Annotated in this window: 17 protein-coding genes; 6 read left to right on the forward strand and 11 right to left on the reverse strand. The window is 38.6% G+C overall.

Annotation, left to right across the window (positions count from 1 at the left end; genetic code table 11):
• Window positions 1-4 precede the first annotated feature (4 nt).
• The 3 genes from HCN54_RS08020 to HCN54_RS08030 all read left to right on the forward strand — a co-directional run bounded on the left by HCN54_RS08020 (window position 5) and on the right by HCN54_RS08030 (window position 6,236).
• Window positions 5-694 (forward strand): TIGR00730 family Rossman fold protein, encoded by a 690-nt coding sequence (locus tag HCN54_RS08020; protein WP_072979333.1) that lies wholly within the window; start codon window positions 5-7, stop codon window positions 692-694.
• A gap of 114 nt (window positions 695-808) precedes the next feature.
• Window positions 809-3,640 carry a M1 family metallopeptidase gene (locus HCN54_RS08025; protein WP_167597289.1) on the forward strand — a complete coding sequence of 944 codons (2,832 nt, stop codon included), beginning with the start codon at window positions 809-811 and terminating at the stop codon, window positions 3,638-3,640.
• A gap of 184 nt (window positions 3,641-3,824) precedes the next feature.
• The gene (locus HCN54_RS08030; RefSeq protein ID WP_167597290.1) at window positions 3,825-6,236 is read left to right on the forward strand and encodes a thiamine pyrophosphate-dependent enzyme; all 2,412 of its coding nucleotides are present in this window, start codon (window positions 3,825-3,827) and stop codon (window positions 6,234-6,236) included.
• Window positions 6,237-6,239: 3 nt separating this feature from the next.
• Here HCN54_RS08030 and HCN54_RS08035 read toward each other — a convergent pair whose 3' ends face one another.
• From HCN54_RS08035 to HCN54_RS08070, 8 genes are all read right to left on the reverse strand, one after another.
• A complete protein-coding gene (locus HCN54_RS08035; RefSeq protein ID WP_167597291.1) occupies window positions 6,240-7,778 on the reverse strand; it encodes a PH domain-containing protein in 1,539 nt (512 codons plus the stop codon).
• On the reverse strand, window positions 7,771-8,289 hold the full coding sequence (locus tag HCN54_RS08040) for a PH domain-containing protein (RefSeq protein ID WP_167597292.1): 519 nt from the start codon (window positions 8,287-8,289) through the stop codon (window positions 7,771-7,773). The genes HCN54_RS08035 and HCN54_RS08040 overlap by 8 nt, the downstream gene beginning before the upstream one ends.
• Before the next feature lie 56 nt (window positions 8,290-8,345).
• Window positions 8,346-9,185, reverse strand: coding sequence for a 1,4-dihydroxy-2-naphthoyl-CoA synthase (locus HCN54_RS08045; RefSeq protein WP_167597293.1), 840 nt, complete (start codon window positions 9,183-9,185; stop codon window positions 8,346-8,348).
• A gap of 67 nt (window positions 9,186-9,252) precedes the next feature.
• Window positions 9,253-10,095, reverse strand: a complete 843-nt coding sequence (locus HCN54_RS08050; RefSeq protein ID WP_167597294.1) for a S1 RNA-binding domain-containing protein — start codon at window positions 10,093-10,095, stop codon at window positions 9,253-9,255.
• Window positions 10,096-10,239: 144 nt separating this feature from the next.
• Window positions 10,240-10,581 carry a DUF2853 family protein gene (locus HCN54_RS08055; RefSeq protein WP_072979347.1) on the reverse strand — a complete coding sequence of 114 codons (342 nt, stop codon included), beginning with the start codon at window positions 10,579-10,581 and terminating at the stop codon, window positions 10,240-10,242.
• Window positions 10,582-10,654: 73 nt separating this feature from the next.
• On the reverse strand, window positions 10,655-12,370 hold the full coding sequence (menD, locus tag HCN54_RS08060) for a 2-succinyl-5-enolpyruvyl-6-hydroxy-3-cyclohexene-1-carboxylic-acid synthase (RefSeq protein ID WP_167597295.1): 1,716 nt from the start codon (window positions 12,368-12,370) through the stop codon (window positions 10,655-10,657).
• Between the two features lie 31 nt (window positions 12,371-12,401).
• Window positions 12,402-13,511 carry a chorismate-binding protein gene (locus HCN54_RS08065; RefSeq protein WP_167597296.1) on the reverse strand — a complete coding sequence of 370 codons (1,110 nt, stop codon included), beginning with the start codon at window positions 13,509-13,511 and terminating at the stop codon, window positions 12,402-12,404.
• Window positions 13,512-13,513: 2 nt separating this feature from the next.
• On the reverse strand, window positions 13,514-13,939 hold the full coding sequence (locus HCN54_RS08070) for a PaaI family thioesterase (protein ID WP_167597297.1): 426 nt from the start codon (window positions 13,937-13,939) through the stop codon (window positions 13,514-13,516).
• Between the two features lie 201 nt (window positions 13,940-14,140).
• Here HCN54_RS08070 and HCN54_RS08075 point away from each other — a divergent pair, with 201 nt between their 5' ends.
• Window positions 14,141-14,800 (forward strand): alpha/beta hydrolase, encoded by a 660-nt coding sequence (locus HCN54_RS08075; protein ID WP_240924964.1) that lies wholly within the window; start codon window positions 14,141-14,143, stop codon window positions 14,798-14,800.
• A 564-nt stretch (window positions 14,801-15,364) separates the two neighbouring features.
• Window positions 15,365-16,090, forward strand: a complete 726-nt coding sequence (locus HCN54_RS08080; RefSeq protein WP_167597298.1) for a leucine-rich repeat domain-containing protein — start codon at window positions 15,365-15,367, stop codon at window positions 16,088-16,090.
• Window positions 16,091-16,435: 345 nt separating this feature from the next.
• Here HCN54_RS08080 and HCN54_RS08085 read toward each other — a convergent pair whose 3' ends face one another.
• Window positions 16,436-17,452, reverse strand: a complete 1,017-nt coding sequence (locus tag HCN54_RS08085) for a hypothetical protein (RefSeq protein WP_167597299.1) — start codon at window positions 17,450-17,452, stop codon at window positions 16,436-16,438.
• Between the two features lie 186 nt (window positions 17,453-17,638).
• On the opposite strand from HCN54_RS08085, the gene HCN54_RS08090 reads away from it, so the two are divergent.
• The gene (locus tag HCN54_RS08090) at window positions 17,639-18,139 is read left to right on the forward strand and encodes an OmpH family outer membrane protein (RefSeq protein WP_167597300.1); all 501 of its coding nucleotides are present in this window, start codon (window positions 17,639-17,641) and stop codon (window positions 18,137-18,139) included.
• Between the two features lie 174 nt (window positions 18,140-18,313).
• On the opposite strand, the gene dnaK is transcribed toward HCN54_RS08090, so the two are convergent.
• Both dnaK and HCN54_RS08100 read right to left on the reverse strand, forming a co-directional pair.
• Window positions 18,314-20,230 carry a molecular chaperone DnaK gene (dnaK, locus tag HCN54_RS08095; protein WP_072979363.1) on the reverse strand — a complete coding sequence of 639 codons (1,917 nt, stop codon included), beginning with the start codon at window positions 20,228-20,230 and terminating at the stop codon, window positions 18,314-18,316.
• A gap of 163 nt (window positions 20,231-20,393) precedes the next feature.
• On the reverse strand, window positions 20,394-22,013 hold the full coding sequence (locus tag HCN54_RS08100; protein WP_167597301.1) for a dihydroxyacetone kinase subunit DhaK: 1,620 nt from the start codon (window positions 22,011-22,013) through the stop codon (window positions 20,394-20,396).
• Window positions 22,014-22,019: the final 6 nt, after the last annotated feature.

Below are 22,019 nucleotides of genomic sequence, written 5' to 3' on the forward strand. Positions count from 1 at the left end.
TATTATGAGAACTGAACAAAAACCTAAGGGTTGGAATGAGATAAAAACAAACGACTCTTGGGCTATTTTTAAGATAATGGGCGAATTTGTAAGCGGTTTTGAAAAGCTTAGCAGAATTGGTCCTTGTGTTTCTATTTTTGGTAGCGCACGTACTAAACCAGATCAAAAATATTATAAGCTTTCTGTGGCTATCGCAGAAAAAATCGTTGAAAACGGCTACGGTGTGATCACCGGTGGTGGCCCCGGAATTATGGAAGCCGGTAACAAAGGTGCGCACCTTGCCGGCGGTACTTCGGTAGGTTTAAATATTGATTTGCCGTTTGAGCAACACGACAACCCATATATTGACGGTGATAAAAGCATCGACTTTGATTATTTCTTTGTTCGTAAGGTAATGTTTGTGAAGTATTCACAAGGCTTTGTTGTACTTCCTGGAGGGTTCGGGACCTTAGACGAACTTTTTGAATCGATCACGCTTATTCAAACCCATAAAATTGATAAGTTCCCCATCATTCTTGTAGGTACTGAATATTGGCAAGGACTTTTTGATTGGATTAAAAATACATTGCTAGACAAATTCAATACGATCAGCCCGGGAGATATTGATCTCTTACATCTTGTAGATACCGAAGATGAAGTACTTGAGGTGCTAAACAACTTCTACAATGAATATGAGTTGAGTCCTAATTTCTAAATAGAAAAACCATAGCGCTTCTATTTGCGTTGGTATAGTAATTGATTCATTCTAAAGAAAAACTGCCCGCGTGCTCATCTCAACTTTTTTACGCCTACATATTCAATCGAGCTTATGAAGACGTTGCTTCAAGCGCTTCTTCTCTGTTTTGGCCTGTTTCCTTTTACAAGCGAAGCACAGAATCGTATTGAGATAACGGCACGCTTGGTAGAAGAAGAAAAGTCGCTCTTTATTCAGCAGGATATCTATTTTAAGAATACTTCAAAGGATACGCTAACGGAACTTTTCTTCAATGACTGGGCACATAGTTTTTCATCAAAACAATCTAAACTCGGCAGGCGCTTTGCTGAGAATTACGACCGAAGGTTTCATCTTGCGAGTGATGATGCGCGGGGCGCTTCAAAGATCAATTCTATAATTGGGGAAAGCTTCAGAAATCTAACATTTACGAGACTTGAAGACGCTGAGGACGTCATTCAAGTAACATTGATAAATCCACTAGCTCCGAGTGAAACTACGCAGTTAAAACTCAATTACAATATACGTATTCCTGATGCCAAGTTTACCGGTTATGGGGCGCTGGAAAACGGAGATTTTAATCTAAAATATTGGTTTATTGCACCGGCGGTTTACGATGGGACTTGGCATTATTACAGCAATAAAAATCTGGATGACCTTTATATGGCGCCCACAGATTTCTCTATTCAATTTTCGTTTAAAAAGAATTATCGATTTATCAATGAACTTGAGCAAACCAATGCTACTGTAAGTGCTCAGAATAATTACAAGACCGTTTATTTAGAAGGCAATTCCAGAAATAACACTACAATTTATTTACGGCAGATTTCTGAATTTCAGATCACTGAAACAGATGATCTGACGGTGGTTACCAATATCACAGACGATAAGGTTATTGCCGAAAGAGAAGCTTTGATAATTGACAAAATCAGTCATTTTCTTGTTGCCGAATTGGGCGAATATCCTTTTAAGCAATTGGTTATTTCAAATATAGATTATGCCGAAAATCCGGTGTATGGCTTAAACCAGCTACCTGACTTTTTGAGTCCGTTTCCTGAAGATTTTAAGTACGAACTTAAAATTCTAAAAACAGCTATAGATAATTTTATAGATCGCACCTTATTTATCAATCCTCGAGATGACCGTTGGATCGCCGATGGAATAAAAATGTACACCATGATGAAATACATGGATCATTTTTATCCTAATTTAAAAGTGGTAGGTACGTTGAATCGATATTGGCTGGCGCGGCAATTCCACCTTTCAGATCTTGAATTTAATCAGCAGTACAACTTGCTGTATATGCATATGGCACGTATGAATCTAGATCAGCCGCTGACTACGCCTAGCGATTCGCTGATAAAATTCAATAAAAATATCGCAAACGCGTATAAAGCTGCTGCTGGTATGAACTACCTCTCAGAATATTTAGGTAATACTTTGGTTGAACAAAGCATTGACCAATTCTATTTAGAAAATAAATTAAAGCTCACCTCTTCAACAGCGTTTGAACAAATTCTCAGAGCTAATACTTCAAAAGATCTCGATTGGTTCTTTAATGATTATGTGAATTCACGTAAGATTATAGATTATAAATTCAACGAAGTCAAAAGAGAAGGCGATAGCATTAAAATTGAACTGAAGAATAAGACCAAAAGTCAGATGCCTATTCCCATTTATGGGATGAATAAAGATAAGATCGTCTCTAAAACTTGGGTTGACGGTTTTGAGAAAGAGCAACACCTTAGTATTGCCGGTGATAGTATTGATCGCGTCGTTATCAATGCTGAAGGTTTTGTACCAGAATACAACAGACGTAACAATTACAAGAAAATCAATCCGTTTCTTGGGGTGAATAAACCGTTTCAGTTTAAGTTATTACAGGATCTTGAAGATCCTTCTAAAAACCAGGTGTTTTTTATGCCGGTAGTAGAATACAACTTTTATGACGGCTTAAAACTGGGCGCTAAAATGTATAATAAAACGCTGCTTTCTAAAGCGTTTAATTACCGCATAGAACCGCAATACGGGTTAAAATCAAACAAGTTGACCGGTAGCGCCGGCTTTACCTATACGCAAAACGTAAATGAAGGTAATCTATACGCGATACGCTACGGAATTTCGGGCTCACTTTCTTCTTATGCGCCAGATGCTTTGTACAAGTCCTACAGTCCGTTTATTACATTTGGCTTTAGAACAGACGATTTTAGATCAGACAAAAGGCAGTTTCTCACGGTAAGCAATATCAATGTTTATAGAGACGAGTCTGATGTGATCACCAATGACGACCCTAATTATAGTGTATTTAACGTACGCTACACCAATAGTGATCCGGGAGTGATCAATGCGTTTACTTATGATACAGATTTTCAGCTGTCGCAGAAGTTCAGCAAGTTTGCACTTACCGCTAAATACCGCAAAGTATTTTTAAACAACAGGCAGTTTGATTTACGCTTTTTCGGTGGAATCTTTTTATACAATGATACGCGTTCTCAGGGGGATTATTTTAGTTTTGCACTAGACCGCCCTACCGATTATTTGTTCAGATACAATTATTACGGAAGGTCTGAAAACTCAGGAATATTTAGTCAGCAATTAATTTTAGCCGAAGGTGGATTCAAGTCAAAACTCGACACCCCTTTTGGTAATGAGTGGCTAACTACCGTAAATACCAGCACCACACTTTGGAATTTCATTCACGGATATGCAGATATAGGTCTGGTGAAAAATCAAGGCAGTTCTGCACGTTTCTTATACGATAGCGGTATACGTACGGTGTTGGTTGAAGATTACTTCGAACTCTTTTTCCCGGTGTACTCTTCTAATGGATGGGAAATTGGTCAGCCCAATTATGATCAAAAAATTCGTTTTATCGTTACCCTAGACCTGCGCACCATGTTGAGCTTATTTACTAGAAAGTGGTACTAGACTAAACACCCCGACAAAGCTCCTTCCATTTAAAAATTATTAGCAGAACAGATAATTTTCGCCTTGTTTTTAACAAAAATTCAATCAAAACGATTTTTATTAAAAATTTATCATTTTTTAAAGAAATTATTGAATTGTGTATAACGTGAAATTTCCGTACTTTTACACAAACTGATTAAAAATTATGCACACGCAATCTGAGCCTACTTCTGAAATTTCATTTGATGATTTTAAAGCCACAGTCCTTAATGACTATAGAATTGCAGTCACCAGCCGTGAATGCAGTTTATTAGGTCGTAGAGAAGTATTAACCGGGAAAGCAAAATTTGGAATTTTCGGTGATGGTAAAGAAGTCCCTCAGTTAGCGATGGCTAAAGCCTTTAAAAAAGGAGATTGGCGCTCGGGGTATTACCGCGATCAAACCTTTATGATGGCGATAGATCACTTTACCATCGAAAACTTTTTTGCCGGTTTATACGCCCATACGAGTCTTGAAAATGACCCTATGAGCGCCGGAAAACAAATGGGTGGTCATTTTGGTACGCATAGTTTAGATGAAAACGGTAAGCTTAAAAATCTTTTAGAACAATATAACTCTAGTGCAGATATCTCGCCTACCGCCGGTCAGATGCCGCGCTTATTAGGTCTTGCGCAAGCTTCAAAATTGTTTAGACAAGTTCCTGAAATGAACACAGACGGACTTTCTAACGAGGGTAATGAAGTCGCTTGGGGAACTATTGGTAATGCCAGTACTTCTGAGGGGATGTTTTTTGAAACCATCAACGCCGCAGGAGTATTGCAAATCCCGATGGTGACTGCAATTTGGGATGATGACTACGGAATTTCAGTACACGCGAAACATCAGACTACCAAAGAAAATATTTCTGAGATCCTGAGCGGTTTTCAGCGTAATGAAGAAGAAAATGGCTTTGAGATCATTCGCGTCAAAGGTTGGGATTATCCCGCACTTATAGATGCTTTTGAACAAGCCGGAAAAATAGCGCGTGAACAACACGTTCCTGTACTTTTACACGTCACCGAACTTACTCAGCCGCAAGGGCACTCAACTTCCGGATCGCACGAGCGTTATAAAAGTAAAGATCGTTTGCAATGGGAAAAAGAACACGATTGTAATACTAAGATGCGCGATTGGATGATCAACAACCAGATCGCCACTGATGAAGAACTTACTGATTTAGAAAAAGACATCAAGCGTAAAGTGCGCGAAGGAAAACGCAGAGCTTGGGAGTCTTTCTTAAATCCGATTAAGGCAGAAAAAAAGACGGTTGTAAGCTTGATAGATACCATCATTTCTGAAAGTGAAAACGGTCAATTTATTAAAGGGATCAAGCAAACTTTAGTTGATGAGAAAGATCCGCTGAAGTCTGATGTACTGATCGCTGCACGCAAAACATTACGTTTTGTAGCCCAAGAACAAAGTGAAGCGATCTCAGCATTAAAAGATTGGGTGACTAAATTTATCGCTAAAGAACAGCCTAATTACAGCAGTCACGTGTTTAGTGAATTTGACTCTAAAGCCACTAATATTGCTGAAGAACTTCCGCAGTATGCTGATGATGCAAAAACAGTAGATGCGCGCATTGTACTGCGAGATAATTTTGATGCGCTATTCAGTAAATATCCTAACAGTGTTGTATTTGGTGAAGATACCGGTACCATTGGTGATGTTAATCAAGGTTTAGAAGGACTTCAAGATAAATACGGCGAATTACGTGTTGCTGATGCTGGAATCCGCGAAACAACGATCATTGGTCAAGGAATAGGTTTAGCCCTGCGCGGGTTACGCCCTATCGCCGAAATTCAGTATTTAGATTATATACTTTATGCGATGGCAACCTTGAGTGATGATTTGGCCACGTTGCGCTATAGAACTCACGGTAAACAAACGGCTCCATTGATCGTAAGAACACGAGGACATCGTCTAGAAGGGATCTGGCACAGTGGATCTCAGATGGGAGCGCTTCTAGGCTTACTTCGCGGAGTGTATATTTTAACACCGCGTAATATGACCAAAGCGGCCGGTTTTTATAACACTTTAATGCAAAGTGATGAACCTGCGGTGATCGTAGAATGTCTTAATGGATATCGATTAAAAGAAAAGCTGCCTACTAACTTGGCGGAATTTAAAACACCAATAGGTAAGGTTGAAGTATTACGAGAAGGAACAGATATTACTGTGCTTTCTTATGGAAGTACCCTCCGATTGGTAGAGCTTGCTGCTAAGGACCTACAAGCGGTAAATATAAGTGTTGAAGTAATCGATGCGCAATCATTACTTCCTTTTGATTTGAATCACGATACGGTAAAAAGTATTGCAAAAACAAACCGAATCTTGGTCGTAGATGAGGATATGCCCGGTGGAGCTTCGGCGTATTTACTACAGCATATTTTAGATGAGCAAAAGGCTTTTAGACATCTGGATAGTGCGCCACAAACTCTTGCTGCAAGACCACACAGACCGGCTTATGGTACTGATGGGGATTATTTCTCTAAGCCTTCCGCAGAAGATATTTTTGAGAAAATATATGAGATTATGCACGAGGTAAATCCTAATGCATATCCGCAAATCAGATAAGGTTTACATCCAGGCTTCTCGCGAAACTTCAACGCGATACAGCGCATAGTTGATGTATCGCTGTGCTTCAGCACTCGTTACCGGAAAAGATAAATCACCGCCTGCGGTATGAAACGTGTAATTATAAAGATCACGCTTTTTATACCACACCGGTTGACTAACGGTTACAGATTGTAGCTTGAATAGTTCTATAATCTCAGTTTTCTGATTCCATACGCCTTTCCTAAGAATTACAAATTCAGGTGTAATTTCGAGCGCCAAGGCCTTGTACCAATAATACTGATACGGAATGATTAGCATCCCAAAAATGATAAAGAGAATGCTGAGAATTTCGGTCATATAATTAGGTACCAAAAATGAAGCGACAAGCGCGGTTAAAAGAAGCGGCAAACCTGCTATAATAAGCAAACGCACATATAAAATGAATGCCGGTTTAAATATACGGCCGGGACGCATTTGATGACTGAACAAAAAGCGTTTTACTTTTTCTACTTGAGCCCGCTCCAACCCCGGAATCGCAATTTTAGCTTTATTGAGATCATCCTGACTACTGGCAATTGCGATTTGCGCCTCGTTAAGATTTAGTCTTTTTTGAATAGGATTAGTAACCACGCGCATCAATTGCACTCTGCGCGGTTTTAAACTCACCTTAGTATTGGTTTTAAGCCCCATTGCCAATTCTAAGCTTTCTTTGGTCTGTTTAAGATTAAGATCAAAGTATTTGATAAAAATCTCGATACAGGAGATGAGCATTCCCAAAATAAAAACGCCGACAAATACTAAGGCGGTAAGTAGAAAAAGTTCAATGGGCTTACTGTAAGCGTCAAAATAGCCCCTAATTCCTTCTGTATATTGATCATCTTGCAGCAACTCAAAATCTCCCAATTGTTGGTATAAAGACCCCACAAAAAGTAGAATGAGCCAAACCCCTCTAAAATAATTACTGGTGATGCCCAATTTCAATAAGGCTAGAGGACTTAAACGGTGCGTCCAGAGTGCTTCTGGCTGTTTGCTAGCAGTTTCTTCCGATTGTGGTTCATTTGATTCACTAGCTTCAGAAGTGCCGATTTCTTCCTTAACAGCCTGCATCAGTACCTGCTGCAACTCCTTACCATCTTCATCAGACAAGGCTTTAATATCAATTTCCTGAGCGCTGCTTCCTGCGGAATCCACAATGACACTATTTACGCCGATCACGCGCTGCAATAATGAACGCTTAAAATAAACCTGCTGGATCTTAGAAAATGGTATCGAAGTAACTTTTGTCGCAAATACGCCTTGCTCTAGAATGAATTCAGCATTCTTATAATCTATATAAAACCGAAACTTTTTATACGATAAAATGCTATATCCTAAAATGGCCAGAAGCAATACAACCAACCCTATACTTATGGGCAGTACAACTTCTGAAGGAAATCCTTTAATGAGAAAATAAAGAAATGCAGCGCCAAAAGCACGCAAAAATTTATAAGCCTGAGATAAAAAAATGAAAAGAATCCCAAGCTTTGATTGTAATTGTGGAGTCTCAAACGGTTTAGACATCGGCTTCGGTTAGATGTTGAGCCACTTTATCTTTAAGGCGTGCCGCCATATCGGGATTTAATCCGGGAATATTGATATCACTTCCTGATCCACCAGCTGTAAAAATATTCAGATTAGCGATTTTGAAAGCCTTGTCTAAAACACCTGCAGAGGTTGAAATATGCTGAATTCTATTAAATGGAATAAGCGTAATCTTTTCAAAGATCACTCCGCGCCGAAACGCTATATCGTGTTCTCGCAGCGCATAGCCTATCTGTTTTTGCAATAAAAACTGATAACCTGCCATCAGCATAAACACGAAAGTCACCCCAATAAATAAAGCGGGAATTAAATACTTTACGTCAGAAACCGTACGCAAAAGCAGAATACCAATGATCAAGACAATATAAAACAAACCTATAACGAGTAAGGCTTTATAAAGTCTAGCTTTTAAAGTGGGCGTATAAAATAGCTGTTGATGATCAGGTAAGGCATCTAGGTCTACCGGGGCATTTGTAAACTTATATTCCATTGAGAAGTTTTTGACTGCGTTCTTTTAAAAATACTAGAACGTGATCAATTTTTCTGCTATGGAATCCATTTTTTATCAAAATTGGGTTTTCTTTTTTCTAAAAATGCGTTTCTCCCCTCTTTGGCCTCTTCGGTCATATACGCTAATCGTGTGGCTTCACCTGCAAAAACTTGCTGTCCAACCATTCCGTCATCGGTTAAGTTCATAGCAAATTTGAGCATCTTTATTGATGTTGGTGATTTTGCTAAAATCTCTTGAGCCCACTCGTAAGCCGTGGCTTCTAATTCGTCGTGCGGAATTACAGCATTGACCATTCCCATTTCAAAAGCCTCCTGTGCTGAGTAATTTCGACCTAAAAAGAAAATCTCACGCGCTTTTTTCTGACCTACCATTTTAGCTAAATAAGCAGAGCCATAACCTCCGTCAAAACTAGTAACATCAGCATCTGTCTGTTTAAAGATCGCATGCTCTTTACTTGCCAAAGTAAGATCACAAACTACGTGTAAACTATGACCTCCTCCTACTGCCCAACCGGGAACCACTGCAATTACTGCTTTAGGCATAAAACGAATTAAACGCTGCACATCAAGAATATTCAGGCGATGATACCCATCTTCGCCTACATAACCCTGATCGCCACGCGCTTTCTGATCACCCCCGCTACAAAAACTATACACACCATCTTTTGGCGACGGTCCTTCCGCAGAAAGCAATATCACACCTACTGACGTATCTTCTTGAGCGATGTGAAAAGCATCTAATAATTCTGACGTTGTTTTGGGTCTGAATGCGTTGCGTACTTCGGGCCTGTTGAAAGCGATACGGGCTACTCCGTTTGCTTTTTTAAACGTAATATCTTGATATTCTTTAACCGTTTCCCAGTGAGGTTCTTGCATAATGATTTGCTATTTATATGGACTTGGAGTTGTAATATTTCACCTTGATTTTGTTTAAATACTAAGGCTAAGCGTCTTTGTTGGTCAACTCGATACCTTGATCTGTAATTTTAATTTGTCGGTCTTTATATAAGGCGCCGATGGCCTTTTTAAATAACTTTTTGCTGATACCGAAATACGCATTGATATCTTCAGGCGAACTCTTATCGTGTATGGGTAAACTGCCTCCGTTTGCTTTGAGTTCGTCGTAAATAAACTGTGCATTAGGCTCAATACTCTTATAGCCTTCAGGCTGAAGCAATACATCGATCTTTTTATCTTCTCGCACACGCTTAATGTATCCCGGAAGCCGGTCACCTACCCGAATGTCTTCAAAAATAGTATCCTTATGAATCAAGCCTTGATGGCGCTCGTTAATAATCACATGCGCCCCGTGTTCTGAAAAGTGCGAGATGATCAAGTCAACTTTATCGTGCTTCTGAACAGTAACATCAGTATTATCTAAAAATTTATTGAATTTCGATGACCCCACTAACCTATTCGTACGCTCATCTAAATACATATAAACTAAATACCAATTACCTTCGTGCATAGGTGTCACTTGGTTAGAAAAAGGCACAAACAACTCTTTATCTAATCCCCAATCTACAAAAGCACCTATCTTAGTCACCGAAGTACATTCTAAATAGGCAAAACCATTTTTTTCAATATAGGGTTTAAGCGTGGTCGCTACCGGTCGCTCCTCATTATCGAGGTAGACAAAAACTTCAATTTCATCATCTAAAGCGAAACCTTCGGGAGCATATTTACCGGGTAATAACACCTCATTTTCTTCTTCATCCCTCAAATATAAACCGGGACTTACGTCACGATCAATTATCATTTTATGGTATTCTCCCAATTCAAGCATAGTTGTTATTTAAGACTTCAAAAATAACAAAAATCGAAGGATTAGTTTTAACGAAATGCGCTCCTTTATATTTAAAATTAGCTCAGATCAAAGCATAAAAAAACCGCTTAATAGAAGCGGTTTCAATATTATTAGAAGTTGAGATTAACTGTAAACCTCTTCTTTACCAAAATGCTTTGTAAGTAAATAATACACAACAGCTCTATACTTGTTGCGATTAGATTTCCCGTAATCTTCTAAAACTTTATGTAATCCTTCCATCAAAGCCGGACCATCTTCAAGACCTAATTTTTTAATCAAGAAATTTTTCTTCACCGTTTCAAGTTCTGATTCGCTTCCGGCAGAAACCGTAGCAGAATCCTTATTGTAAATTGAAGGGCCACAACCAATAGTCACTTTAGTTAGCAGGTCCATATCTGCATCGTGTCCCATTTTTTCTTTTAGATCGGTCGCGTACTTTGCGATCATTTCATCTCTTTTACTCATAAGATATTCTGTTAATTAAGGTTTTAAATTTTAGCTCCTTAAATATACATAAAAATCAAAATTTTTTATCTATTTATCGCAAGTACTTAAAATACCCTAACAAAACCTGATCATTCTCGATACGTGGAGTCTTAATTTCAAGTAAACACGGGCGGTCGTTTTCGGCGTAAAAAGCGTCCTGAGCTTCAGCTAGCTCACTTTCATTTTCAGCTGAAAAATAGGCTAACCCATACATCTTGCATAAATGCGAAGCATCTAGATTATGAACCGTTTCAAAATAGTTTTCAAAGGCTTGAGAAGTTTTATCCCCGGGTAAAATCCTAAAAATCCCACCCCCGGAATTATTTACGACAATGATCTTAAAATCTTTTGGGAGGTGTGCATTCCAAAGGGCATTGCTGTCATAGAAAAAACTAAGATCACCTGTAATAAGTGTAGTGGGCATAGCACTTCCCACAGCAGCACCTACCGCCGTAGATGTGCTGCCGTCAATACCACTGGTTCCACGATTGCAAAAAACCTTTAGAGTTTTATCTATATCAAAAAGCTGCACATAACGCACGGTTGAACTATTACCTAACTGCAATTGGCTGCAGTGACGCAGTCGAGAAAGAATGCGATCAAAAGCTTTAAAATCGCACCAACCCATATTTTGTATGTACTCTTGATGTTTTAGATCTCGCTGAGTTCTCACCGCAAGCCACTCCTTCTGATAATCGCTGGCAACTGATGAAGTTTGTGGTAAAAATTGATTCCAGAAATAATTTACAGGAACTTTAAAATGCTTATTAAGACAGAAAAACGTATCATACGCTTTTTTAGGGTCAATGTGCCAATGCTGATCAGGTTGATATTCTCTCAAAAAAGCCTTGATCTTCTTTGAGATAATCATTCCACCGATGGTTACCAGTAATTCCGGCTGAAGGTTTTTAAATCCGTTATCGTCTAGCGAACCAATAATATTATCAATTCTTGTAAAAAAATTGGGATGATGCAGATTAGAGGTAGTTTCGGTAAAAACCAGAACACTAGGATCTTCTCCTAGAGTATCAAGAAATTGCTGTTCAATCGTATTGGGATGTAAAACGCCCACGATGACTAGTTTCCGCTTCGCGGTATTCCATTTTTTAACAAACGGCTGTAAATAATCCTCGGTCAACTCCATCGATTTTACCGGTTCTTCCACAATTATTGGATTTACCAGTTTTTCTTCGGTGGTATTGTAAAGCGGCTCGTAAAAAGGCACATTAATATGTACCGGACCTTGACCACTTAACGCTTCGTTTAAAGCTTTATTGATCTCCTGCTGGTTATGCTTAGTGGCCTCCCTCTGCTTCTGAATGAGTTTGGGATCGGTCAACGTGCTATCTGGTACATATTCAGAATATAAATTTGCCGAATACAAAATGTGATTTTCAAACACATTACGCTGCCTAATGGTTTGCCCATCGCCTATATCAATACGCTCAATTGGCCTATCTGCCGAAATTACCACCAAAGGAATATCGCTGTAAAAAGCCTCAGAAATCGCCGGGTAATAGTTTAAAACAGCACTCCCTGACGAACAAACCAACGCCACGGGCTTTTGAATTTGTTGCGCAATTCCCAATGCAAAAAACGCTGCTGATCGTTCATCGACCACGCTATAGGTTTTCATTTCAGGATGATGCGTAAAGCCGATTGTTAATGGGGCATTTCGCGATCCTGGGGAAATTACAATGTGGTTGATTCCTTTTTCTAAACAAAGTAAAACCACAGATTGAGCGACGGGGATACTAGAATATTTCATTGGAATTCAAAAATACGACAAAGGCCAAATCTTAGAGAATACTGGCAATAGTTTGTGCTTTATTAACAGTTTCTTGCCACTCTTGCTTGGCGTCAGAACCCGCAGTTATGCCACCGCCAACATAAAGCGATGCCATTTGAGGTTTAAACTGCATACACCTCAAATTCACATATAATACTGAAGTTTTCTTTACGGTTTTGTAGGCCAGATTCTCAACGTTTCTACGGGTTCGCCGTTTAGAATGATCCTGCAACTGATTGATCTCTCCTAAAAAACCTGTGTAAAACGCACGATCATAACTTTCGTGCTCTAGAATGAACAACTTTGCAAGATCGCGTGGCAATCCACAAACCGCAGGTGTGGGATGCAATGCACTTAGCAAAGCTTTAAGTGGGTTTTCAGTAGGTGCTAAATTCCCGGTAATTTTGGTTCGTAAATGCAAGAGTCCACCGGCTCTGTAAGTTTCCCTATCGTGAACTCTAAAGGACTTAAAGTCAAAGCCTGCAAGTTTACTCGCAATTTCATCGGTTACCATTTGCTGCTCTTCTTGCTCCTTAAAACCCCAAACGACATCTGTGGATCCAGAATAAGATTGAGTTCCCGCAAGTGCCATCGTTTCTAGACGTTGACCTTTTAACGCTAATAAGGTTTCCGGAGTTGCACCTAGCCACGTGCCAACCTCAGGATGATGCCATAAATAGGTAAATGCCGTTGGATATTTTTGATTGAGTCTAAAAAATAGCGGTATTGGCGACGAGGCTTCAATTGAAATGTTTTGCTTTCGCGAAAGCACAACTTTCTTCAAATCTGAATCAGTGATTGTTTCAATCGCTTTTTCAACTAATGCAATATGCTGATCAGCATCCTTGGTTTCAATAGTTTTTTCAACTGAATTGAATTCGACAGCAGCGCTAGAAACGATAATATCGTTGGGCTTACCTTTAATAAGAATTCCGGGCTGATTGCTATCAAACGGAGCAAACACAAAACCTTCTTCATCATAAGTCAAAGTGGTATGTAGCTTCTTATCCTCTTGAAAGATAACCTGAAGCGCGGCAGCACCAGGTTTGCTGTAAATAACAAAAGGCAATTGCTTTTTAAAATGATTTTCTAATTGAGATGCTAATTCTTCCTGAGACATTCTTACTTTTTTGGTAAAGCAATCGTAGTTAGCTTGACTAAGGATATTAGGTCACCTGCGGTATTGGTAATCTTTATTTGCCAAAGCTGAGTGGTACGCCCTTTATGCAAATAGGTCGCTTTTGCATACACATCACCTTCAGAAATACTTTTTACATGGTTTGCAGAAATCTCAATTCCTCTTACAAAAACTTTTTCAACGTCAAGAAACATCATACTTGCTGCACTCCCCACACTTTCAGCCAGAGCGACTGATGCACCGCCATGCAACACGCCATCCGGTTGATGCACTTTTGAAGTGACCGGCATTCTTGCGGTAAGAAAATCCTCACCAATATCAATAAACTCTATCTGAAGCGTTTCCATCAATGTATTTTTACAAATCGCGTTGCAACGTTTAAGCGCTTCTTCTTTATTATCTTGAAACATATCTATTTGTTTATCCTTCCTTTGCAGTACCTTAAGCAATACGTTTTATAAAAACTTGCTCAATGCTATAAAACAAGTAAAAAAAACTAAAATTAAGCTCCTTACAAACCAGTATTTGCTCTTCTAAAACATATACAATTAAGAGCAATTATCCCTTAAACTTTTCTTACTTTCTCACTGAGTAAAGATACTTAAAGCAAAATGATGAACGAAGAAAAAAGCGTTAGCTACACTACAACAAACACCTACCAGACCTTGAATACTTTAAATGATCAAACCAAGAATATTTGGATTGTTTGTCACGGTCTGGGCCATTTGAGCAGCTTTTTTATAAAGCATTTTGAAAGTTTAGCTCCAGACACAAACTATATAATTGCGCCACAAGCCCCAAGTAAATATTATCAGGATAAACGTTATAAATACATAGGTGCCTCGTGGTTAACTCGAGAAAATACTGAATTAGAGATTGAGAACGTGTTGAACTATTTAGATCAGGTATATAATAAAGAACTGAGCAGCATAGATCTTCAAAAGTATACTGTAGTATTGATGGGTTTCTCGCAAGGCGTTTCTGTAATAACCCGCTGGATTGCGCGTAGAGAAATCCCTTGTGATGTTTTAATACTGCATTCGGGGAAAATACCTGCTGATGTCAAGCATATTGCGAATCAACCTAAACGTGTCTTTTCTATTTATGGCAACGAAGATCCATTAATCAGTAAAGAAGCGTTACGCCAACAGCAGCAGTTAGCAAAGTCTTTATTTAACGCCTATATGGAAGGTGTGATCTTTGATGGTTCTCATGTAGTACACGAAGCTAGCCTTCAGCAAATTGCTACTACAGTATTGAACACGTTGTAATCAAATCTGCTTCATTCTAGATCAGCCAAGGCGACTTGATCAATGGGTTCCTTTAATATCTTAGTATTTAAAATATTACAACGCACTTTACAAAATCTATTTTTGTGTATTTCAACGAATTAATTTGTTTTTAACGGAATTAAATCGCTATCTTAGAAGAAGATAACACAAAGAGTCCCTTACTCAATTCTGAAATTCGAGCTGGTATTACTTGTCGAGTTAGTTTGTTGTTTGTTTATATATTAGTTTTTAGTTGGTAGAGAGTCTGATTTTATATAAGTCAGACTCTTTTCATTTAGACAAACTACCACAAACAACATAAATATTTGATTTAAGTAGGAATTAACTTACTTTAAAATAAGTTGCAACTAGATTTTGTCCTTAAAAGCACCATAAAACCAGCTTGCAACCCATTAATAAATTGTATAAAATCACTAATTTTTAATTGTACAAAACAACTATTTGGATGAAATCGGTATTTAATCGTGTATTTCAACGAATATAATTGCATTTAAAGGTTTAACTACACTATATTTACGTCGTTAAACCAATTAATCAACCCATATGAAATCAATTTTTACTCTTTTCGCAGTTGCATTTCTAAGCTTAACAGCTTTTGCAGAGGTTTCTAATACTCAGAAACAAGCTTTGATTGATTTATATAATGCCACTAACGGTTCTGAATGGAATACTACCTGGGATCTTAGCGCTGATGTTGCTACTTGGCACGGGGTACGCGTTGTAAATAACAACGTTGTTGGTCTTAACTTAAGTATGAATAACCTCAATGGTCAATTACCAGAGACCTTAGGAGATCTTGACAGCTTAGTGACTTTAGAGTTATTCTTCAATAGAATTCAAGGTGAGATTCCTGCTTCTATAGGAAATTTGAAAAATCTTAAAGTACTTGTTCTTAACGGAAATATGCTTGACGGTAAATTACCTAAGACTATTTACAACTTAACCAAGCTAGAGCAACTTATGTTGACCAGCAATAACTTAAGCGGAAGCATTTCAAATGAGGTAAGCAACCTTAAAAATTTAGAGATCTTAAATCTTTTCGACAATAACTTAAATGGAAACCTTCCTTTAGCAGTTTTAAAACTTGAAAATCTTAAAGAATTAAATCTATCAAACAATCAATTAGCAGGTACAGTACCAGCAGGTATTAAGAGTATGAAAAACCTTAAGACTTTGGCACTTGCTGCTAATAATTTTGAAAACTATAATGAGGGTGTAGCATTTAATGAAGATTTAAATACTACAAATCCTTTAGCATCAAACGAATAATTTATTCCCCAAATCATAATAAATTAGTTTTAAGTTGGTAAAAGGTCTGTGCTTCGGTGCAGACCTTTTTGTTTGTATTTGCTCGCAAAGGATAAGGAGCTATCTTTAATATAGTAAGACAATGCTATTACAGGACTTTTATGTATCCCAATAGATCATAAATAATTCTTAGGGAATAGAACCTTAAACACACCAAATCATTCTTCAGCATAATAATACTTTCTCTTCTCAAATACTATGATACTTTATTCTGAAAGGTGTTCTGTAGTTATACTGATACAGCGAATTACAATAACTAAGATTGTTTTAAAACCTGCACTACTCCAATTGTAATCGTAGATAAAATTAGTTTTGAGGAACTTGCATTCTTCTTGGCTTAACTACAAACGGGGTAAACCAGTCCCAAGTTAACCCAATTGAAAATCGCGGATAACTATCTACAAAGCGATAATTATAATCGTCAAAACCAAAGCTAAAGCGCGCCATAATTCCAAGGTCTCCATCCCATGGATAGAGGGTCGCACTAGTTTCTGATCTATATAATTCTGCTGAAGGGTGTACGTCAGGATGCAAAAATACACGCTGCGTCAGGCTATAACGCATCTTTTTAAAATGTGCGGTAAATTCGTACCAGGCCTCGATTTGATGCCTTCCATAAATATCAATATCTTCAGGATTATATCCTCCAAATTGAAACACTCCCAAAAATCGATTATGATAAATCTGATAAGCCATTGTAAAGGAGTGTGATTGTAAGGGGTAGTTATCCTTATCAAACGTATTGATGCGGTAGTTCAAAGACAGCCGTGTAAGGTTGGTAGAAAAATTACCGGAAGATCGATTTAAAATTTCAGAGAGATTGGTATCATCTGTAATATCATCGTAAAGTGCCCTACTCTCCGGAATGTTATCTTCAAAATCTTCGCTAAAAGCAGATTTGCTTTGTCCGTTTGAGTAATGGCCTGTTTCGATCGCAGCGGTAAGAAAATTATTGTTTTCCGTTTTAATAATAGATTGCCATCCAATAAAAGCTTTATACGACGGCGTTTTTACCGGTTTTGAATTTTCATCATAAATACGCAGGTGCGGTTGAATACTCAAATAAACCGCATCACCCGCCACAATGGTATCTCTATTAAGCGCTTCACGTATATCATTATAGATGCTGTAGTAAACCACAGGTTTGGCTTCAAGTAAAATACGTTCGTACGGATTGTTTCCGGTTCCTGCCGCTAAAAATGGACGTTCTGCAATAGGGAAATAGTCTTTAAAACCTTTAGCAGACTTACTGTTTTGTGCACTTAAGAGTTGAAATGATACTATGCTGAAAAAGATACTGAACTGAAGTAGACGTTGATTCATAAGCTTAGGGGTTAAATAACACGAACTTGTATCAAGTTAAAAGTTGTAAAATTGCAAAGAACCATTATATTACGGGTTCTGTTTAAGAATATTTTGAGTTTTGGCTCAAATATTGAAACACCGTATACTGAACAGCGTCTTTAAGACGCATAACTAGAATAAATGAACATCGTTAATTCCCCAAAAATGAAATTTAAACACCTCGCCTTCCTCCTAGCTTTTTTTATTGCAACTACACTTAGTGCACAAGGAACTGTTGCACATATCAATATGGAAGAAGTGATCAATCTAATGCCGCAAACTTCTGAAGCCGAAGCAGAGCTTAATCGCTTAAGACAAGCGTATCAACGCGATTTTGAGACTTCGTATAGAGAGTATCAGGCAAAGTTTGTGAAGTATGAGGATGAAGCTTCTACTCTTTCTCCTGCGGAAAATGAAAAGCGGAAAAGCGATCTCGAACTTATTGAGCGTAATCTGGCGCAAACGCAACAAAATATTGAAAAACAAATCGCAGAAAAACGCAAACTATTATTCGAACCCGTAAAACAACAAGCTAGAGATCTTGTGACTAAAGTAGCCGATAATCTTGGTTTTCTCTACGTACTGGATTCTTCTAAAGATGCTGGTCTTGTTATGGCAAAAGGGAAAGATCTTATGCCTGAGGTTAAGCGTACTTTAGGGATGTAAAATGTACTTACCACGCTAAGCAATTCTGCAATTATTTTTTAAAAGCAGATCCTTTACAGAGACAAGACTTAAAAATTAATACCCGTAACACCAATAAAAAACCCCGATGCATTTGCATCGGGGTTTTTAGTATTAAACAACCAAACTAGTTGGTTTCTCTTTAATTATGAAGGCTTATTTAACCTCTTCAAAATCTACGTCTTCTACGTCACTTCCAGAAGCTCCTTCAGCGTTACCACCGCCCGCTTGACCTGCATCAGGTCCAGGTTGTGCTCCACCTTGTGCCTCAGCTTGAGCTTTGTAGATTTCTTCAGAAGCAGACTTCCAGATCTCATTTAAGTTATCTAAAGCAGGCTGCACTTTTTCTACCTCACCGGTAGCGTGCGCTTTTTTCAATTCTTCTAAAGCACCTTCAATTTTGGTCTTATTATCAGCAGATAATTTATCACCAGATTCTTTCAATAGTTTTTCAGTTTGGAAAACCATTTGATCTGCTTCATTCAATTTATCTACTTTCTCTTTAGCCTTTTTATCTGCTTCAGCATTTGCTTCAGCTTCAGACTTCATCTTTTGAATTTCTTCTTCTGTCAAACCTGAAGAAGCTTCAATTCTGATATCTTGTTTCTTACCAGTCGCTTTATCTTCTGCACTTACTTTGATGATACCGTTAGCATCAATATCAAACGTAACTTCAATTTGAGGAGTACCACGCTGTGCTGGTGGAATACCGTCTAAGTGGAAACGACCAATTGTTTTGTTGTCATTTGCCATAGGACGCTCACCTTGCAATACGTGAATCTCAACACTTGGTTGATTATCAGCTGCAGTTGAGAATACCTGAGACTTCTTCGTTGGGATCGTAGTGTTTGCTTCGATCAACTTAGTCATCACACCACCCATAGTTTCAATACCTAAAGAAAGTGGTGTTACATCCAATAACAATACATCTTTTACATCACCAGTTAATACACCACCTTGGATTGCTGCACCTACTGCTACAACCTCATCTGGGTTTACTCCTTTACTTGGCTTCTTGTTAAAGAATTTTTCAACAGCTTCTTGAACCGCAGGTATACGTGTAGAACCACCTACAAGAATGATCTCGTCAATATCGCTCTTAGAAAGACCTGCTGCTTTAAGCGCAGACTCACAAGGCTCAATAGTTCTTTTTACTAGATCGTCAATCAACTGTTCAAACTTAGAACGGGTAAGCGTACGTACCAAGTGTTTTGGTCCGCTTGCAGTAGCCGTTACGTATGGCAAGTTAATTTCAGTTTGGTTTGAAGAAGAAAGCTCGATTTTTGCTTTTTCAGCAGCTTCTTTTAAACGTTGAAGTGCCATTGGATCTTTACGAAGGTCCATATCTTCCTCAGCCTTAAATTCTTCAGCTAACCAGTTGATGATTTTGCTATCTACATCATCACCACCTAAGTGTGTATCACCATCAGTAGCAAGTACTTCAAATACACCATCACCTAATTCTAGAATAGAAACGTCATGTGTACCACCACCAAAGTCAAATACAACAATCTTTTGATCACTGTCTTTTTTATCAAGACCGTAAGCAAGAGCTGCAGATGTTGGCTCGTTGATGATACGCTCTACTTTAAGACCTGCGATCTCACCAGCTTCTTTTGTTGCTTGACGCTGAGAATCGTTAAAGTAAGCAGGTACAGTAATTACCGCTCCGGTTACTTCTTGTCCTAAATAATCTTCAGCAGTTTTCTTCATTTTCTGAAGAATCATCGCTGAAAGTTCTTGTGGAGTATATAAACGACCGTCGATATCCACACGTGGAGTATCGTTATCTCCTTTTACCACTTGGTAAGCAGAAGCATCAACCTCTTTAGAAGACTCGCTAAATTTATTCCCCATAAAACGCTTGATAGAAGAGATCGTTTTGGTTGGGTTAGTTACTGCTTGTCTTTTTGCAGGATCTCCTACTTTAATCTCTCCTCCTTCTACAAATGCTATTACAGAAGGAGTAGTTCTTTTACCCTCTGCATTAGGTATAACCACCGGCTCGTTACCTTCCATCACGGCAACACAAGAGTTAGTTGTACCTAAATCAATTCCTATGATTTTACTCATTATATATAATTTTAAGTGTTATTAAATTTTATTCAGCCTGTTAAAGTCAATCTTTATGCCAGTAGAAATTTGCTGACAAGCTGTCATAAATTTAAATTTCATCTTTTATAATTCAGACAACAACGCACAAAAGGTCGATGCTCTAGTGTCAATTTTGTAGGTTTTAAGCCAACTCTTCAAAGACACGTGCTGCAGCTTCGGCACCGGGATCGGGAATTCCTTCTAAGGAATTTTTAGATAAGTAAGAAGACCTACCAAATTTAGTCTGCGTAATTTCTTTGGTCTTATCAGCGCCATTTCGGGCTGCGCTAGCAACTTCCGCAAGGCTTTTGTCTTCAGCTAGAGCTTCAAATGCCGGTTGCAAGGCATCTATCATCGTTCGCTGCCCTTCTTCGGCCCCGCCAAACTCTTTCATTTTGTCAAGTCCTTCTAACAAAGATTTACCTAAATGTTGTGATTCTTTATATGCGTTTCCTGCTCTGGTGAATAAAATAGAAAGTAATACACCGCTTGAACCTCCGGTTTCCCGGGCTAAAATACGGCCAATAGTAATAAGTAATTCTGAGTAATCGGCTAGCGGAAGTTGATCTAGTACTTCTTGAAGCTTCTTTGCTCCTGTGGCAAAAGTTGATCCGGCATCACCATCCCCTACTTTTTCATCTATAGCATTGAGTTCATCTTTTGATTCAATCAGCATCGTAGTTATCGTACTAATAGCTTTGGAAACCTCATTATTGCTAGAAGCTTTATAAGGAAGCGTCTTAGGCAACTCCGGACTTTTAACCGAAGATTTTTCGGCGTACGTTCTGATCATCCAAGCTGCCGGCTGTGCTTTTGCGGTTAGTGCTTCGGTAATCTCATCATCTAATTGCAGCACCGAAATAGAAACACCATTCATATTAAGTGAAGTCATTAACTGCGCCGGCCCAACCAACAGTTTAATATGTTTAGAAAGCTCACTTTTACTAATACTATTAAGCAGAATGCTCATCTCTAAAGGAGTGACACTTCCTAAATTATTAATTAATAAAGCATACTCCTGCTTCTCATCAGGTAAAAATTGTTTCAGCTTCTTCAACATTTTCTCCACCAGCACATCTGCATTTTGCATACTAATCTTTTCGACGCCGGGTTCACCGTGAATCCCAAGTCCTAATTCAGCCTCAGAATCTTCTAAACGCGAAGCTTCGGGATATTCAAACTTTTTACCTTCTTCTAAAGATAAACCTATAGACCACGTCTGGCTGGCTACTTTTTGAGCCATTGCAGCAACTTCTTCAAGATCTTTTCCGGCTTCTGCCAAATATCCTGCGACTTTATGCACAAATAGCGTTCCGGCAAGGCCCCGCTGCTCAACCTCTTCACCAAGTGCGATATCGTCGCCCACAATCACGGTTTCTACTTTATATCCCATTTCACGAGCTTGCTCTGCTGCCAGGCCAAAATTGAGTCGGTCGCCCGTATAATTTTTAATCACAAGTAAACAACCTTGATCTCCGGTTGTAGCCACGATCGCAGATAACACCGCATCCACAGACGGAGACGCAAAAATGTCGCCGCATACTGCAGCGGTAAGCATTCCCTCGCCTACAAATCCGGCGTGGGCCGGTTCGTGACCACTTCCACCTCCTGAGATCACAGATACTTTATTGGCATCGATCTCCTTTCTAAGCACGACCCGCACCTCAGGAAAATTATCAAGTTTAGTCAGTTTAGGATCAGTCAATATCCCCTCGATCGCTTCATTGACGACATTTTGGGGTTCATTTATAAAAAATTTCATGAGTGT

The sequence above is a fragment of the Leeuwenhoekiella sp. ZYFB001 genome, assembly GCF_011784865.1.
In the GTDB taxonomy this organism is placed as follows: Bacteria; Bacteroidota; Bacteroidia; order Flavobacteriales; family Flavobacteriaceae; genus Leeuwenhoekiella; species Leeuwenhoekiella palythoae.